Genomic DNA, 16445 nt, shown 5'->3' with positions numbered 1-16445 from the left:
CTTTTAGCTCATGAGAAATCAAAGTTTAATTTAAAACATAAAAGTCATGAGTATAGTAAAAAGAAATAATGTGCTGTTTCCAACATTAATGAGCGAATTTTTAAGGCCAGATTGGTTTGGTGGAGTAGATAACTTTAAACAAAACGTACCAGCCGCCAATGTCAAGGAAACTGAAAGCGAATATGTATTGGAATTGGCAATACCTGGAAGAAAAAAAGAAGATTTTAATGTTGAAATTGACAACGACATCCTAACCATTTCTTCTGAAGTTAAAAGTGAAGAAAATAAGGAAGATGATGGGTATACCAGAAGGGAATTTGCTTTTTCTTCCTTCAAAAGAGTTTTTAGTTTACCTGAAACAATTTCGTTGGATAAAATTAATGCGTCCTATGAAGATGGAATCCTAAAGTTTGTTATGCCTAAAAAAGAGGAGGCCTTACCAAAGCCTAAAAGATTAATTGAAATAGCATAAGTTTAAAAGTAGTTGTGAATCCGTAGTGATTCATGATGGTTTGGTTAGTTGGTTGTGAAAGCGCTTCGAGATTTCGAAGCGCTTTTTTTGTTCCAATTAAATTTTAAACTATACCTGACGGCCATAAAATATATTATTCCTGCTCCTGTAATGATTTAATTTCATCCCTTAATTTCGCTGCCTGCATAAAATCCAAGTCCTTGGCCGCCTTTTCCATGGCTTTTCTTTTAGCCCGTATCATTTTATCTTTTTGTTCAATGGTAAGGTACATTAAATCTGGTTCTGCAGCTTTCATTTCTTCTTTTTCGAAATGATAGGTGGAAACTGAATTTTTGGCCAATACACTATCCAAACTTTTATTCAGTGCAGTTGGAGTAATATTATTTTCAAGATTGTAGGTGGTTTGTTTTTCACGTCTATAGTTCGTTTCGTCTATAGTTTTTTGCATGCTGTTAGTAATTTTGTCCGCATACATTATGGCCTTGCCATTCAGATTTCTGGCTGCACGACCCACGGTTTGGGTCAAGGATCTGGCACTTCTGAGAAAGCCTTCCTTGTCGGCATCCAATATTGCCACTAAAGAGACTTCTGGCAAATCCAGACCTTCCCTTAGTAAGTTTACCCCTATAAGTACATCAAAAACACCTTTGCGCAGGTCCTGCATTATTTCCACACGCTCCAACGTATCTACATCGCTATGTATATATCGGCAACGTACATTTATTCTGGTCAAATATTTGGCCAATTCCTCCGCCATTCGTTTGGTCAAGGTCGTTACCAAGGTTCTTTCATCTTTTTCCACCCTTAGGTGAATTTCCTCGATAAGATCATCAATTTGGTTCAGGCTGGGACGTACCTCAATGATGGGGTCCAATAGCCCAGTAGGCCTGATCACTTGCTCTACATAAACACCCTGGCTCAACTGCAGTTCGTAATCGGCTGGAGTTGCACTTACATATATTACTTGATTTTGGAGGGCTTCAAACTCCTCAAATTTTAAAGGCCGGTTATCCATGGCTGCAGGCAATCTAAATCCATACTCCACTAAATTCTCCTTTCTGGAACGGTCACCGCCATACATGGCGTGTACCTGTGGAATGGTTACGTGACTTTCATCGACCACCATTAAATAGTCATTTGGGAAATAATCCAACAAACAAAACGGACGTGTTCCCGGTTCTCGACCATCCAAATACCTGGAATAGTTTTCAATGCCCGAACAATATCCCAATTCACGAATCATTTCAAGATCAAAGTTCGTTCGTTCCTCCAAGCGCTTGGCTTCCAGATGTTTCCCTATTTCCTTGAAATATGCTACCTGATGCACCATATCCTCCTGTATAAGATGAATGGCATTTTGGAGCACATCTGGGGAGGTAACAAACATATTGGCCGGGTAAATATTCAGCTGTTGATACTTTTCAAGGATTTTGTTTTTATAGGGGTCAAAGGCCTCTATTTCCTCGATTTCGTCCCCGAAAAAATGAATTCTAAAGGCATGGTCGGCATAGCTTGGAAAAACATCCACTACATCTCCTTTTACCCTAAAATTACCATTTCTAAAATCGGCAGTGGTCCTAGAATAAAGGCTTTGTACCAATTGATGAAGAAATTTGGTCCTAGGTATCACTTGGTCTTTTTGTATTCCAATGACATTTTTTTGAAATTCCACTGGATTCCCAATACCGTATAAACAGGATACCGATGCCACTACTAAAATATCCCTCCTACCTGATAAAAGGGATGAAGTAGCACTCAAGCGCAGTTTTTCAATATCCTCATTTATGGATAGATCTTTTTCAATATAGGTTCCGCTGGAAGGTATATAGGCTTCAGGTTGATAGTAATCATAGTAAGAGACAAAATATTCAACCGCATTTTCGGGAAAAAACTGTTTAAATTCGGAGTATAATTGTGCTGCCAAGGTTTTATTATGCGCCAATACCAAGGTAGGCCGTTGAACTTGTTCAATGACATTGGCAACGGTAAATGTTTTTCCGGACCCGGTTACCCCCAAAAGTGTTTGGTAACGCTCATCGGCTTCAAGGCCCTCTTTCAATTGCTTTATGGCTTGGGGCTGATCACCTGTTGGCTTAAATTCGGAAACAACTTTAAATTTCATCTACTAAAAATTTCTTGTGATAAATGCTACAATAATCTTGTTTTGCATTAAGGAACTCACAGAGGTCCATTACGAGCATTCCTATAAGGCGAATTCGATATCAAATAGATACATATTCGCTTCAAGACCTAAAATTAATAAATAGAGATCAATACCAAGGTTCTTTGGGAACTATTTATGACCCAAATAGTTCTACTTTGAGGGATATGGGCAAAAGGGGCGGTAAAGGAAAGTCCATAGTGCTTTTCCGAATGAGGACTATAAATCGCGTTTTTTGAGCAGGGCATAGGAAAGATAAATGAAAATTGCCGTCCAACAACCAACTATTAAAATCTCAGAAAAATGGACGGCATAATCTTTATTGAATTCTTCCCCTACTTGTTCAACCATACTTTGTACCGCTTTAAATCTGGAGATCGGTTCTTTGATCAAGTTGCCCATGGATTCCAGAGGCAAGTATTTCATAACGGTTACAGAGGCTTCCTTACCGGCCAACCACCAAACCAAAAATCGAATTCCTAAATTCTCAATGGCAAACCATATAATTAAAAAACCTAAGGCAAAGGCAGACCGTTTCACCAATATTCCCAGGAATAGGCAGAAGGAAAAGAAACCAACCAACTTAATGAAATAGGCCAATAAGTACCCCAATTCTGAGAATATTATCGATAACTCAGTGAAATCAGAATAAAAGAGGCCCAAAACTAGCGAAACAAGAAAAACAAAAATTGTGGAAATAACGGAAAAGGCAAAAACCGTAAGAAATTTAGAGGCAATAAATTCCTTTTTGCTAAGGCCGTCTATCAAATTTTGTTTTAAGGTCTTGTTACTGTATTCGTTGGCCATCATGGAGACGATAATAATCGCGAAAAAGAGCTTTAATCCACTGGCTATCCATGTGTTCAAATGCCAGATGTATGGAAAATTAAAAATGCCCTGATCGGCTACATTGAATTGAATGGGACCTATATCAAACTTAATGGCGGCAATTAATGCCATGCAAAGGATAAGGACGAAGTAGGAAATGATCAGGACCCTACTCGCATTATTGTTCCATAATTTTATAAATTCTATCTGTAATAAACGTAGCATAGTTTTATTTGGTTAAAGGCATTGGTAGTTATTTGTTATGATTGGTCAAACTAAGGAATTGTTCCTCAAGGCTAGCTTTGCGTTTTACCAAATGGGAGAGCGTTATGCCGTTTTTAAAAAGGTCATTATTTAGGCTGCTAGCGTCCATTTCTTCCTTCAAAATTGCGGTAATCAAGCCATTTTCATGCTTTATGGAGCCAAAACTGGCATGGTTTCCAAGGAAGGTCATCAATGCAGGTTCATCGGTAGCCCTTAATTCAAAGAAGCCATAGCTGGTCAACATTTCATCTACAGGTCCGGAATAGAGTTTCTCTCCTTTTCTTAGGATGACTACATGGCTGCAGACTTTTTCCACCTCGTCCAGTAAATGTGAGGCTAAAAGAATAGTAGTGCCCTGTGCAGCAATTTTTTTTATGATTTCCCTTATCTGATGTATTCCTTGGGGATCTAAACCATTGGTTGGTTCGTCCAGGATCAATATTTCAGGATCATTCAGAAGTGCCGAGGCTATGGCCAATCTCTGCTTCATTCCAAGGGAGTAGGTACGGAATTTGCTGTTCTTGCGATCCAGAAGTCCTACCATTTCCAATTTTTCCTCAATTTTATCCTCTGGCACTTCCTTGATCTTGCAGACCAATTTAAGATTTTGAATCGCCGTCATATAGGGGTAGAAGTTGGGGCGTTCAATAATGGCACCTACTTTTTTTAAGGCGACATGGGTGGAAATGGTTCCTCCAAACCAAGAAAAATCACCTGCTGTTTTATTAACTACATTCAACACTATGCCCAAGGTGGTCGATTTTCCACTACCATTAGGTCCTAAAATACCATAAACATTGCCTTTTTCAATATTGAAGGAAAGATCTTTTACTGCTGTCAAGTATCCAAACTTTTTGGTAAGATGGTTTACGGTGAGTATAGTTTCCAAATTGGGATAGTTTTTTTGATTGTTAGTACTTACTTGACGAAGAAATCGTTATTTTGTTACAAATTAAAGTTTTTTCCATGTCCGAAAGATTAATGTCCAAGAAAAAGCCCGCATTTCCGGTTAACAAAAAACTGGATGCCTATCTAGAGCACTACAGTAGAAAAATTGAAATCCCAATTTTCTACGAGGACCTTTTGCGTTTTTCCGGGTCTATAGTAGTATACGACTCCAATGATGAGGATACGCTTTGGGTACGTGTTTATTATAGTGAGTTCGATAGGGTAGAGATAGATATTAGTCTTAAAAAAGTATACTCCATTCTTCATTCCGATGGAAGTGATAGCATATTTCCATTTTTAAATGTTGATGCCGTTGATTATTGCACCTTTGGGAATTCCAAACCCTTTAGAATCAAGGTAAGGAATATACTAAATGACAATTTCACCTATTTTTATGTAAAAAGGACAGATGCCTCCAGGATTTACGGATTGGAACTGGAACATATGTTGTCTCCATATAACCTAAACTTCTTGGTGTATGGCGATACTTTGATAGAGGAACATATAGCCGGTATTCCAGGTGATGTCTTTATAAAGGAATTTTTGCCAAAATGTAACGAATCGGAAAAATCGCAGTTGGCGAAGGAATTTGTGAAGTTTAATGAACGTTGCATGATCCGACTATTAGGTGATATGCGATCTTATAATTACGTTATTGTTCCCACCCATGATTTTGACCATGTAGTATACAAAATAAGGGCCATAGATTTTGACCAACAGTGTTATGAGGGAAAATTGAAGGTGTACAGACCTCAATTTTTTAAAGAAAATTATGAAATGGTCATGTTGGTAAAGGAAAAGTTGCAGCGTAACTCTGTGGATCAATACAAGATTGAAGAACGTTCCATAGTAGCCAAAAGAATATTGAGTTCCGGGAATCGCATCAAGCGATTGATTTCTATTGTTAAGATGGATAAAATATCCAATGAGCAGAATATTGCCGCCTTGGCCTTACATATTCAAGACCTAACCGGAGATATCGATTTTAAAACCTGTAAGACCATGGGAGAGGTATTGGCACTTGCGTTGGATTTCGTAAAAAGAAACTATCAGGATGTTAGTATGAAGCAGATTATTGAGAATAGGATAAATATTTGATATCCGGTATTTTTCGTTTGATTTTTATTCCCAAATCCGTACTGACCTGTGGATAAATATCGACTGCCATATTCCTTGTTTATTAAAATCAAATTAGGCCTTGGATGAATAATAATCCAAGGCCTAATTAAGTTATTAAGGCTAAAGTCCGATTAAAATATCTAACTTTTCTGTTCTTTGTTGAAATAAACCAGGTAGTAGTACATTTGGCGTTCTTCGTCCCAACCTTTTTCTACAAATTTTTGGGCAGATTCCGGGTTGATAAAGTCCAGTTTGATCTGAATATTGGTATCCAAATTAATAACGTTCTTTATCTTTTTTCGGGCGTCGGAAACGGCTTTGTTTGCAATGTCAAATGTAGAAACGTCCTCTATACTGTATTTAGGCCCTTTTTCAACTTTATAGTGCTTAAATTCCGGTATCAGATCTGGATTCTCCATAACCTCGTTCAAGAAATTGGTTTCTTCAAAGGCGTCATTTTTAGCAAAATGATTTACTGCCCTGTTCATAAACAAAACTTCCTGCTGTTTGTCCTCGGCAGGCAAAACCACATCCTTGGCAAAGTTCTGACAGAATTTTAAATAGTTTTTGGTTTTAAAATTATCATCGGACAAGGCTTCTACTCCTAGGAAATTTTCCAACCAATATTTGGTGTCGTAACGATTGCTATCTACAGAAAGCACCTTATAACCTTCTTCCTTATTGGTGTTGAAAATTAAACACCCCTTATCCAATTTATTGATATTGATACCTTGTTGAACCAATATATCCAAACTATTTCCCTTTTCCTGAAATTGAAGGAAATCGTGCTTAAGCTCACTTTTAAATATGCCCACGGCACTCACCTTTACGTTGTCCAACATTAGATCGGTAAGATAGGCAACGTAAACTTCCCCGCTTTTAATATGTGGGTGATTGGATTGGTCGAATAATTGGGTAGCTATTTTTTTAGAATTGGCATGAAGACTGCTTGGCTCATCAAAAATATCGCTAACAATTTTGAATACTTCATTAAATTCAACATCTGCCTCATTTGAGAAGTAATAATAATTTTCTTCCTTCTCTCTAAATGGTTTAAAAAAATACTCTTTTAAAAGCCCCGTAGTTTCATCGTTCAGGGAAAATGGTTCTTCGGAGAGAAAAATACCTTCGCTCTTATTTTTGTTGCCCACACGATGTATGGATATGGTTTCAATTTGGGTAGGATATAAATTGATCATAGATTCAGGAAATAATTTTAAAGGTTATTTTGCACTTAAACCTTAATTAGAGGTTCAAGTTAATTGTTTTTTCTCAGTAGACATGGTAAAGGGTCAATCAAATTTATTTTACCATTTCCAACCGAAGTAACTGGAATTATTAGTTCCAATTTTCATCAAAATCCAAATCTTCGTAATTGTCCAAAGTGTTGTCAAAATCGAATTCATTTTCATCTGCTTCAAACTTTTTTTCTGGCGGGGAATCAGGTACTTCACCAAAACTGAAAAGTGTATTGGGATAGGACTGACCATCTTCTTTTTCAACAATATCGGCCAATTCCACAAAGAAGGTCCACATACTTAAAAAGTCATAAACGTAAATGAGTTTGGGCGAATGTTCGGTGATAATCTCCTGCAAAAGAATCTCGTTCATTAGGCGGACATCAGAGCCACTTTCGCTCATATCGAACAAAGCAATTTCCTCGTCTTGTTTCCATTCTTCATCACAGGTATAGAAGGAAGCCATTTCATTTCCCAAAAAGCCAAAAGCCTGGGTAATGGCATTGTGAAGGTCTTCCATGGAATTGCTTTCCTCTATTTCTATATCCCTAAAAATATCTTCTTCTGCATCTAGAATGATCCTTATTTTGTATATCATTGGGTCCTTTTTTTGTGGTGGCAAAGTTACAAAGTTTTGATGGTTTTAAAAGCATTTAAAGCTTCCAAAACCAAATAGAACTGAAAACCGAATAAAACGGATGCCAATACAAGATGTAAGGGTTGGGTAGTGAAAGGGAAATCTAGATAATACATGGCCATTCCGGAAATAATTTCAAAAAGTAATAGTGCCAAAACCCAATTTATTTTAGAATAACCCAGGTTTAGTTTATAGATCCTAATGGCAAGAAATAAGTTTAACAGGACTACGATTATGGAAAACGAACGATGTAAATAAAAGGATAGCGTTGCATTATTTAACCATAGACCGGGTGCATTTTCACCATAAAGGTCGGTTTGCAGATCTACAAATTGTCTTACCTGGGTTCCTAAAACTATTTGAACCAAGGTGGTTGAGAGAACCAATATCATAAAGTTCCTCGTAATTTTATCAGGTTTTAAAGACTTGATCTTATTGTTGGTAGCGTGTATTAAGTATAAGATCATCGCAACTATAATCAAAGCCATTACCATATGGATAGTTATTTTGGCAGGAGCCAAAACAGAATATACTACCGTGGCGCCAAGCCATGCTTGGAAACCCATTGCAAATACAACTAGCCATGAAAGTATAGTGATGGTTCTTCGTTTTTTCCAATAGGTAAATGAGGCAAAGGCCATTATTAGAGTTCCCAGCCCTGCAAGTGCTCCAAATAACCTATTAATGAATTCGGTCCAGGTATGGAAAGGATTAAAAATTGCGTAGTCGTGTTTCGTATACGGCACCCAATTATTGGCATTGTATTTTGTAGTTGTGCTAAAATCCTCCCTGGCTACCCATAAGGATTCGTCAACAATAATTACCTGACCTTTTTTGAATTCCTTTTCGGGCTGCCATTCCAATTCTGAAATATCCGTGGGGGGGATATAATATCCGAAACATTTGGGCCAATCCGGGCATCCCATACCGCTGCCCGTCATTCTTACCACAGCTCCGGCCACAATTACCAAGTAGACCAAAACCAAAGCGATTTTGGCGATTTTTGTAAATTTATTTTGCATTTGGATATTTGAAAGAATAGTGCAAAATTACCACTCTTTTATCAAAAATATGGTCTGGATAAGTCTAAATTTATGGCATAAATAAGGTCATTTATAAAACTGCCCATACCTAGTGAAATTTAATTCCCCTCAAGTCCCATTTCTTCTCCTTTTCGCAGCATCAATGTGTAAGCCGCTTTGTACTCATTGGGGATTTCCCCGTCCAATATGGCTTCTTTTATGGCTTCCTTTATCATACCTATTTCCTTGGAAGGTTTAAGGTTGAAAGTTTTCATAATTTCTTCTCCACTAATAGGGGGCTGAAAATTTCTTATATGGTCACGTTCTTCAACCTCTTCGATTTTTTGACGGACAATTTTGAAATTATTCCTATACCTCTTTTGCTTTTTGGGATTCTTGGTAGTAATATCCGCTTCACAAAGAGTCATTAAGTCTTCCACGTGCTCTCCTGCGTCAAAAATAAGCCTTCTTACTGCAGAGTCGGTTACAAAATCCTCGGAGAGGACTATGGGCCTGGAACTCATTAATACCATCTTTTGAACGAATTTCATTTTTTCGTTTAGAGGCAACCTAAGGCGTTTAAAAAGTTTGTAGACCATTTTTGACCCTATAAATTCGTGGCCATGGAATGTCCAACCTATTTTTTTGTCGAATTTTTTGGTAGGTGCCTTGCCAATATCATGTAAAAGCGCAGCCCAACGTAGCCAAACATTGTCTGTGTTTTGGGAAATATTATCCACGACCTCCAAAGTGTGCCAAAAATTATCCTTGTGCCGTTGTCCTTCAATTTCCTCTATACCTTCCAAAGCCACCAATTCGGGCATTACAAAGGGCAAGAGACCAGTTTCGTGCAGCAGGGAAAACCCGAGAGACGGTTTGGCACTGGCCAAAATTTTATGTAATTCGTCCACGATGCGTTCATTGGAAATAATTTTAATTCTCTCCTTATTATCCGCAATAGCTTGTAAAGATTCAGGATGGATTATAAAGTTTAATTGAGTGGCAAACCTTATGGCGCGCATCATACGCAAAGGGTCATCGGAATACGTAATATCAGGGTCTAATGGAGTTCTAATCAGCTGTCTTTTTAAATCCCCAATACCGTCGAAAGGATCTAGGAGCTGTCCGTAGTCTCTTGAATTGAGGGAAATGGCCAGAGCGTTAATAGTGAAATCCCTTCGTTTTTGATCGTCTTCCAAGCTGCCGTTCTCAACAACAGGTTTTCTACTGTCACGGTGGTAACTTTCCTTTCTAGCCCCAACAAACTCAATTTCAATGTCCTGAAATTTGATCATTGCCGTTCCAAAATTCTTAAATACGCTCACCTCCGAGCTTCCTGGTAATTTTTTGGCAACCAATTTGGCCAATTCTATACCACTACCAATGGCAACAATGTCGATATCTTTTGGGGTTCCCCTTTGTAACAGGTGGTCCCGTACAAAACCTCCGATTACATAGGAATCTAAGGAAAGTTCCTTCGCTGCATCCGAAATTGTAGAAAATACTGGGTTCTTTAAGGCTTCTTCGTGGGTTCTGTTCGTCATTCTTATTCTCGGATCACTTTTACAGTACCATCATTACCGAGCATAATAATGGAGGATGGGGTACTTTTAATTTTATCGCGGTCCAAATTTACTATATAGTCAACACCTTTTAAAATCTCGCCGTGTATTTCTTTGAAACTATTGGGAGTTGGTTGTCCGGCTATATTGGCGGAAGTGGAAACGATAGGTTTCTTGAATTTCTTTATAAGATACTGGCAGAATTGATCAGTAGCCACCCTAATGGCCAAAGTATTGTCCTGTGCAATTAAATTTTTGGCAATTCCCTTAGGGGACTCATAGACAATGGTGGTTGGTTTGGTGGATAGGTCAATAATGTCATAGGCCAGTTCCGGTACTTTGTTAACATGTTGTTCCAACATAAAATCGTTAGCCACCAAACAGATCATAGTTTTTGTATTTGATCTTTTTTTTAGGGCGTAAATTTTTTCCACCGCCTCTTCATTTGTAGCATCACAACCAATACCCCAAACAGTATCCGTGGGGTATAGAATAAGGCCTCCTTCAGTAAGAATTTCATAACATTTGTTAACCTCGGAAAGAATATCTTTCATAATTGTCTTTTACCTTAAATTTCGCAATCGTTTTAATTCCTTATAACGGGAATATACTCCCAATGCATTTAGATAGCATATGATCACACCTTTTTTGCCATCTAGCACACCGAACCGTAAGATATAATGATTGAAGAATTTATAAAATGGTCTAAATGTAAAATGGTACAGATTTGGGGAATAATCCTTTTTAAATTCCTCAACAGCCTTCATTTGCCCATATTTTATCATCTTTCCCTTGTAATCTTCGTAATTTTTATAGGAGTAATGTATCAGTTTGTTTTTGAGTATACCAGACTGTCCGTTCACGATTAAGGTTTCGTGCACTATTCTATCTTGGGTAAAATGAACTTTACTCTTTTTAAAGAGCCTATAATTTTTATCCCTTTGCCAGCCACTAAAGCGTAGAACTTTATTTTTGAACATAAAAATCCTATAAAAATAGTAGGCGTCCGCTGTGGGTTCTTTGGAATTCACGGTTTCCAAGATTTCATTTCTTAAGCGATCAGGGACACGCTCGTCTGCATCCAAAAAAAGTACCCAATCATTGGTGGCCTGTTCCAGGGCATATGATTTTTGATCGGTATAATTAACAAAGGGGCGCTGGATCAATTTTACCTCGGGACGTTCCTTAATCTTTTCGATTGTGCCATCCGTGCTAAAGGAGTCGACAACGATAATCTCATCTGCAAACTTTACATTCTCCAAAACTGCATTAATATGGATATCTTCATTGTAGGTAATAAGTATTGCAGAAATCTTATTGATTTTTTCACCATTAAAGGGATTCAATATAGGCTTCCCAAACATGGAATTTATTTTGAATCTTCGCGCCAGGGATAGTTCTCTTTTTTCGGGCACCCCATTGGTTTCTATATGGTTTTTTACGGCATTGACCATACGTAGGGCCGACTTTCCGTCCTGGTAGGGATGAAATTGCATATTTATATAGGCTCTTTCCGCAGCATGGGGATCTATATGAAAATTATCCAAAACTTTCTTGGTAAGTCCTGTATAGGAATTTGAGTTGTCCCAAAGTACCTTTTCGGCTATATTCTTAAAAGAAATTACGGGCTTGTTCAAAAGAATGAATTCGTAAATGACGGATGAGGTGTCACTTATCAATATGTCAGCTTGGAGGAGCGATTTAATAATGTTTTTATCATCCTTGAAAAGTACGTTCGGGATTTCATTGGCCAATGTTCTGTATGCCCTAATCCACTTATGATCCATAAGATCATGGAACTTAATAAAGATTACGTAGCCAGTTTGCTCTGCAAGATCTTTGATTTCCTTTAATAAAAAAGGAGCCGAAGTAAGGCTAGGGGAGAAGGTAGGGGCGTAGAGCACAATTTTGTCCGTATTGTATTGCTGTAATATGGCCTTTTTTTCAAAATCGTACCTATTTTTTTCTGAGCTGTATACATCCAATTTTGGCCAGCCGGTTTCTATGACATCAAAATTTTTGTGTATTTTTTTTAGTTCATTGAATTTGTCCGTGAAATACGGTCCTTGGGTAAGATAAAGATCAAAATAATGTCTTATCCTGAAATGCCCTTTCTTTTCACCGGCCAGTCCGTGAAAGACCTGGACTTTGAGTCCACGAATATAGTAGGGCACTTCATTTCCCGGAACAAAGATGGCATCGCTCTTATAGAGCTGTAAATCTAAAGTGCTTACCGTGTAATTCTCATTTTTATAAGGGAAATTATCCAGAAGTTTCCCGGATATGTACCAAAGAAAGTCATGTTCCTGTTCTAGAAGCACATCCCGAATAGGGGCAAGGATACCAAAGGCATATGCATTTTGGCAAAATAAAATTATCTTCATTTCTGGAATAGGGTATTGGCATTTTCCAAATCCTCTTTAAAGTCCACTTCCATACAATCGAAAGCCGAAATGTCGACCGCACTAATTTTTAAGCCGTCTTTTTCTATAGCTATTTCCAAGCCTCTTTCAAAATAATCATTGTCATCACATTCTTCCAGTCTATCTATAAAACTATTTATATCCTTGGCAGCAATGAAATTAATACCTACGGCCTCTCCAAGCCCATTTTTAACGGTCTTGGATAATTTGTCTATATAATTATCCTTTAGGGTGTACTTCACTTCTTCATCCGCCACTTTACTAGTGTTTACGGCTACAAACGATTGATTCTTGTCAATGTATGGCTTTAAAACAGATAATAATCTCACGTCAAAAACAACATCGCCATTTAGCCAAAGCACAGATTTATCCCTGTTTTTTTTAAGGGCTTTTAAAAGACTTTTGGAAGTATTGGTCTGATCAAAAAATGGGTTGTAAATATAAGTGAGTTCCGGAAAGCGTTCCATTATCAAATCCTTTTTAAAACCAACAACCACATTTATATCATGAATATTAAAGGTTTCATCCAGATTGTTTACCTGCATCTCCATGATACATTTTCCATTTTTTAAAGGTGTTAGAGGTTTAGGAAATGGGTTTCCAAGTCTTGATCCAATACCCGCTGCTAAAATGACAATTTTCATGAGTTTTATAATTTATTTAATGACTAGTCCAGAACTAGACAGGTCCTATATTTTTTTAACCATAACCTAATGCAAAGTTAAGGGAGGGGGCAAAGATATATAAATAATGGTTTATAATTTTTTAGGGTGAAGAGCAGGAAGTCTAAAATAACCCTAATTTTTAGTACTCATTCTTTAAAAGATCGGGAGACTTAGGTACAAACAAGATTTCAAAAATTCAAAATATTTAATAAGAAGCCAATGCCGCAATGAAATATAAATAATAGTGAGGAAGGTTAATTTGGGCCTAGGAAAATAGTATCCGGAGGTAAATCCAATACAATTATGATTTGACCAAAAAATAAGCCATTTTTTCTTTTTTACCCAAACGCTGTAGTTCCTTGTATCTTTCAAAATCGCCCAAGGCATTCAAATAACATATGGTAATTCCCTTTTTCCCATCAAGTATTCCCAATCTAATAATGTAATGATTGAAAAACTTCCAAAAAGGTTTGAAAACTAGAAGTAGATAATTGAATTTTTTATCTTTTTTATGGGCTTCCTTGGCCTTTAAACGCCCATATTTTAACATTTTATACTTATAATCTTCATAGTTTTTATAGCAAAAGTGTACTAGTTTTTGCTGTAATATCCCGGAAGTGCCATTGACAATAAGGGTTTCATGAACTATTTTCTCTTTGGCAAATTGGGCCTTACTTTTTCTGAAAAGCCGGTAGTTTTTATCGGTTTGCCATCCACTAAATCGTAGAGGCCTATTTTGGAACATAAATTTTCTATAAAACCAGTAAGCACAATGTTCAGACTCTTTCCTCGCCTTACACTTAATTTCTTTCCTTAATTTGGCTGTAACTACTTCATCGGCATCCAAGAAAAGAACCCAGTCATGAGTAGCTTGTTTTAGCGCGTAGGATTTTTGTGCCGTATAATTTTCAAATTCATGTTGTATAACCTTAACCTTTGGATGATTGTTCAGATATTGGTATGTACCATCCGTACTATACGAGTCTACAACTATAATTTCATTTACAAATTCAATGGAGTCTATACATTTTTCTATATAACCCATTTCATTATAAGTGATGATTAGGGCTGATATTTTTTCTCTTTGATCTAGCATGTAATCGAAATTTTTACCACTAAATAGATAGTGTTAATAGAAATAGTTGCGTTGAAATCACGAAAATCTATAAGGAGGTTACCTATAATATAACATATAAAAAGCGGTTATAGTATGTCAAAAATATTAGTAGTTGTACTAAAGTTGTTCATTTACAGTATAAAAGCTACATCGGGAATTATATAAGGGTTTTGGTTTTTTTTTGAGAAATGAATTCATAATTTGAAGTATATAATCTGGATGTGTTCATAATTTATTAGGCTATTTATTACCATAACGTCATAAATAGTAGTGTTGATTTGGGCAACGAATAAAAATATGGAGATAATAAATTTTAACTGTAAACGTTTACTACCTTTGACCCTTTTTGTACTAATCAATTGGTTTATAAATAAATGACTGAGTCATATCTAAATATTTTATCTTCAAAATATCCAAATTGGAATTTCAAAAGCTTTCTGGATGAAAACGTAAAATTGTCCATAAGCTGCAAGTCCGAATTTGAGGGTGCTTTGATGGAGATGTTGGAGATCGTTAAAAACATCAGTGTTTTTTATGACAATAAAGAGCATGTCATTAAACTAAAAAAAGGAAATACTCTTGGTATTAAAGTGAAGCGTAGCAAAAGTGCCAAAAAGTATAAAAAAATGTATACTTCGGGTTGTTTTGATATATTTCATTATGGGCATCTCAACATTCTGAAAAAATCTAAAGGCATGTGCGACCATTTGATCGTAGGTGTTTCCACAGATGAACTTATATTAAAGGCAAAAGGCAGGTTGCCTGTAATTCCATTCGAAGAAAGAATAAAATTGGTCAAGGCTATTAGTTATGTTGATGAAGTTATTCCGCAGGTAGATAAAAATAAGCAACGTATTGTGGATGAATATAATATAGATGCCATTTCTGTTGGTGATGATTGGAAAGGTAGATTTCCAAAAACCACTTGCCCTGTAGAATATGTTACTTATACTGCCAATGTTAGCAGTACCATTTTAAGAGAAACATTGCAATTGCAGGCGGTAGAGTCTTAGGCAATTGCATTATCGTCCTTGGAGGTGTCCCAATCTTTCACCGGTGTTTGCCAATCTCCATACCTATAAGTGAGATACTCATCAGTTAGTGCAGGAATGCTGTATTCAAAACCTTTAAATTCTATATTTCCAAAAGTTTGGTAGAACTTGCTGGGTACAAATTTAGTTTTATTGTCAATTTGCCAGTAGCTATTCCCGTTTTTGGGATATTTTATAAAAACATCCAAACAAACCGCGCCTTTCAATAGACCGAAAAATCGTTTTTCCCTTATTTTTATCATTCTAATGGCATTCTTCGAGAAAAACTCATTGGTACTATCAAAGTGTCTAGTTCTTACTCTGTATCCGGCTTTCTTCAGTTCGGAATAAAAATCGTCAAGCTTTTCTATCTGATCATGATTAATAGAAACATCAATGTCATTATCCCAAGGCAAAAGTCGGTTCTCTCTTCTTATACCCAGTAACGTACCTCCTTCAATCCAATAATCAATATTACAATTGTTGAAAATAGTGGCTACACTTTGAAGCATTCTTTCGGCCAAAACTTTGTTTTTTCCTTCAAGTGTAATGTTATAGGCCATGATGGTGTTATACTAGATTATTTTTTAGGAATGACTGCAGCTCTACTAAATCGTCCTCTTTTTTGTAGTGATGTGTTTTTATGCCTGCGGATAATGCAGAATTTACGGCTTCAACGTTATGTTCAAAATAGATAACATCACTTGGCTCCAATTTATAAAACTCCAACATTCTAATGTAATATGCCTTATCAGTTTTGTTGGGTTTATGTTCCAAACTAAAAACCTCATAAGGCATATTTACAATTCCATAGGCAATACGTTCTTGTTGATTGGCATTTGTTAAAATGATTTTTGGATTAGGAAAAGAATCCAATAATTTTTTCAAATCCTGATCCATTCCATTTTCAGTAACAAATGTGTTCCAAGCGTCTACAAGAATCGATCTCATTTTTTTA

At 36.6% G+C, this 16445-nt stretch carries 16 protein-coding genes; 3 read left to right on the top strand and 13 right to left on the bottom strand.

Going from position 1 to position 16445, the window contains the following annotated elements:
- Positions 1 to 46: 46 nt before the first annotated feature.
- Entirely contained in the window at positions 47 to 472 is a 426-nt protein-coding gene (locus H4O18_RS13495; protein WP_187585435.1) for an Hsp20/alpha crystallin family protein, read from the top strand.
- A 133-nt stretch (positions 473 to 605) separates the two neighbouring features.
- On the opposite strand, the gene uvrB is transcribed toward H4O18_RS13495, so the two are convergent.
- From uvrB to H4O18_RS13480, 3 genes are all read right to left on the bottom strand, one after another.
- Positions 606 to 2594: an excinuclease ABC subunit UvrB gene (gene uvrB, locus H4O18_RS13490; RefSeq protein WP_187585433.1), complete on the bottom strand. Its 1989-nt coding sequence runs from the start codon at positions 2592 to 2594 to the stop codon at positions 606 to 608.
- A 258-nt stretch (positions 2595 to 2852) separates the two neighbouring features.
- Positions 2853 to 3686, bottom strand: coding sequence for an ABC transporter permease (locus H4O18_RS13485; RefSeq protein WP_187585431.1), 834 nt, complete (start codon positions 3684 to 3686; stop codon positions 2853 to 2855).
- Positions 3687 to 3714: 28 nt separating this feature from the next.
- Entirely contained in the window at positions 3715 to 4614 is a 900-nt protein-coding gene (locus tag H4O18_RS13480) for an ABC transporter ATP-binding protein (protein WP_187585429.1), read from the bottom strand.
- Between the two features lie 77 nt (positions 4615 to 4691).
- Between H4O18_RS13480 and H4O18_RS13475 the strand changes: the two genes are divergently transcribed.
- The gene (locus tag H4O18_RS13475; protein WP_187585427.1) at positions 4692 to 5771 is read left to right on the top strand and encodes a hypothetical protein; all 1080 of its coding nucleotides are present in this window, start codon (positions 4692 to 4694) and stop codon (positions 5769 to 5771) included.
- Positions 5772 to 5932: 161 nt separating this feature from the next.
- Here H4O18_RS13475 and H4O18_RS13470 read toward each other — a convergent pair whose 3' ends face one another.
- The 8 genes from H4O18_RS13470 to H4O18_RS13435 form a co-directional block, all read right to left on the bottom strand.
- Positions 5933 to 6991, bottom strand: coding sequence for a nucleoid-associated protein (locus H4O18_RS13470; RefSeq protein WP_187585425.1), 1059 nt, complete (start codon positions 6989 to 6991; stop codon positions 5933 to 5935).
- 139 nt (positions 6992 to 7130) lie between these two features.
- Complete coding sequence (locus tag H4O18_RS13465; protein WP_187585424.1) at positions 7131 to 7628, bottom strand: IS1096 element passenger TnpR family protein; 498 nt, start codon at positions 7626 to 7628, stop codon at positions 7131 to 7133.
- Between the two features lie 26 nt (positions 7629 to 7654).
- On the bottom strand, positions 7655 to 8689 hold the full coding sequence (locus tag H4O18_RS13460) for a COX15/CtaA family protein (protein WP_187585422.1): 1035 nt from the start codon (positions 8687 to 8689) through the stop codon (positions 7655 to 7657).
- Positions 8690 to 8808: 119 nt separating this feature from the next.
- Entirely contained in the window at positions 8809 to 10233 is a 1425-nt protein-coding gene (locus tag H4O18_RS13455) for a CCA tRNA nucleotidyltransferase (RefSeq protein ID WP_187585420.1), read from the bottom strand.
- A gap of 2 nt (positions 10234 to 10235) precedes the next feature.
- Positions 10236 to 10805 (bottom strand): L-threonylcarbamoyladenylate synthase, encoded by a 570-nt coding sequence (locus H4O18_RS13450; protein WP_187585418.1) that lies wholly within the window; start codon positions 10803 to 10805, stop codon positions 10236 to 10238.
- Positions 10806 to 10814: 9 nt separating this feature from the next.
- A complete protein-coding gene (locus tag H4O18_RS22490; protein ID WP_187585416.1) occupies positions 10815 to 12635 on the bottom strand; it encodes a CDP-glycerol glycerophosphotransferase family protein in 1821 nt (606 codons plus the stop codon).
- The gene (locus H4O18_RS13440; RefSeq protein ID WP_187585414.1) at positions 12632 to 13318 is read right to left on the bottom strand and encodes a phosphocholine cytidylyltransferase family protein; all 687 of its coding nucleotides are present in this window, start codon (positions 13316 to 13318) and stop codon (positions 12632 to 12634) included. Before H4O18_RS13440 ends, H4O18_RS22490 begins: the two co-directional genes overlap by 4 nt.
- Positions 13319 to 13640: 322 nt before the next feature.
- Positions 13641 to 14435: a glycosyltransferase family 2 protein gene (locus H4O18_RS13435; RefSeq protein WP_187585412.1), complete on the bottom strand. Its 795-nt coding sequence runs from the start codon at positions 14433 to 14435 to the stop codon at positions 13641 to 13643.
- Between the two features lie 395 nt (positions 14436 to 14830).
- Here H4O18_RS13435 and H4O18_RS21985 point away from each other — a divergent pair, with 395 nt between their 5' ends.
- A complete protein-coding gene (locus tag H4O18_RS21985) occupies positions 14831 to 15469 on the top strand; it encodes an FAD synthase family protein (RefSeq protein ID WP_222942415.1) in 639 nt (212 codons plus the stop codon).
- Here H4O18_RS21985 and H4O18_RS13425 read toward each other — a convergent pair.
- Both H4O18_RS13425 and H4O18_RS13420 read right to left on the bottom strand, forming a co-directional pair.
- The gene (locus H4O18_RS13425; protein WP_187585410.1) at positions 15466 to 16050 is read right to left on the bottom strand and encodes a LicD family protein; all 585 of its coding nucleotides are present in this window, start codon (positions 16048 to 16050) and stop codon (positions 15466 to 15468) included. The genes H4O18_RS21985 and H4O18_RS13425 overlap by 4 nt on opposite strands.
- Before the next feature lie 7 nt (positions 16051 to 16057).
- Complete coding sequence (locus tag H4O18_RS13420) at positions 16058 to 16438, bottom strand: HAD family hydrolase (RefSeq protein WP_187585408.1); 381 nt, start codon at positions 16436 to 16438, stop codon at positions 16058 to 16060.
- Positions 16439 to 16445: the final 7 nt, after the last annotated feature.

The organism is Arenibacter arenosicollis (assembly GCF_014397245.1).
In the GTDB taxonomy this organism is placed as follows: domain Bacteria; phylum Bacteroidota; class Bacteroidia; order Flavobacteriales; family Flavobacteriaceae; genus Arenibacter; species Arenibacter arenosicollis.
Note: the sequence above shows the minus strand (reverse complement) of the source record. Positions and strands in the feature narration are given on the sequence as shown.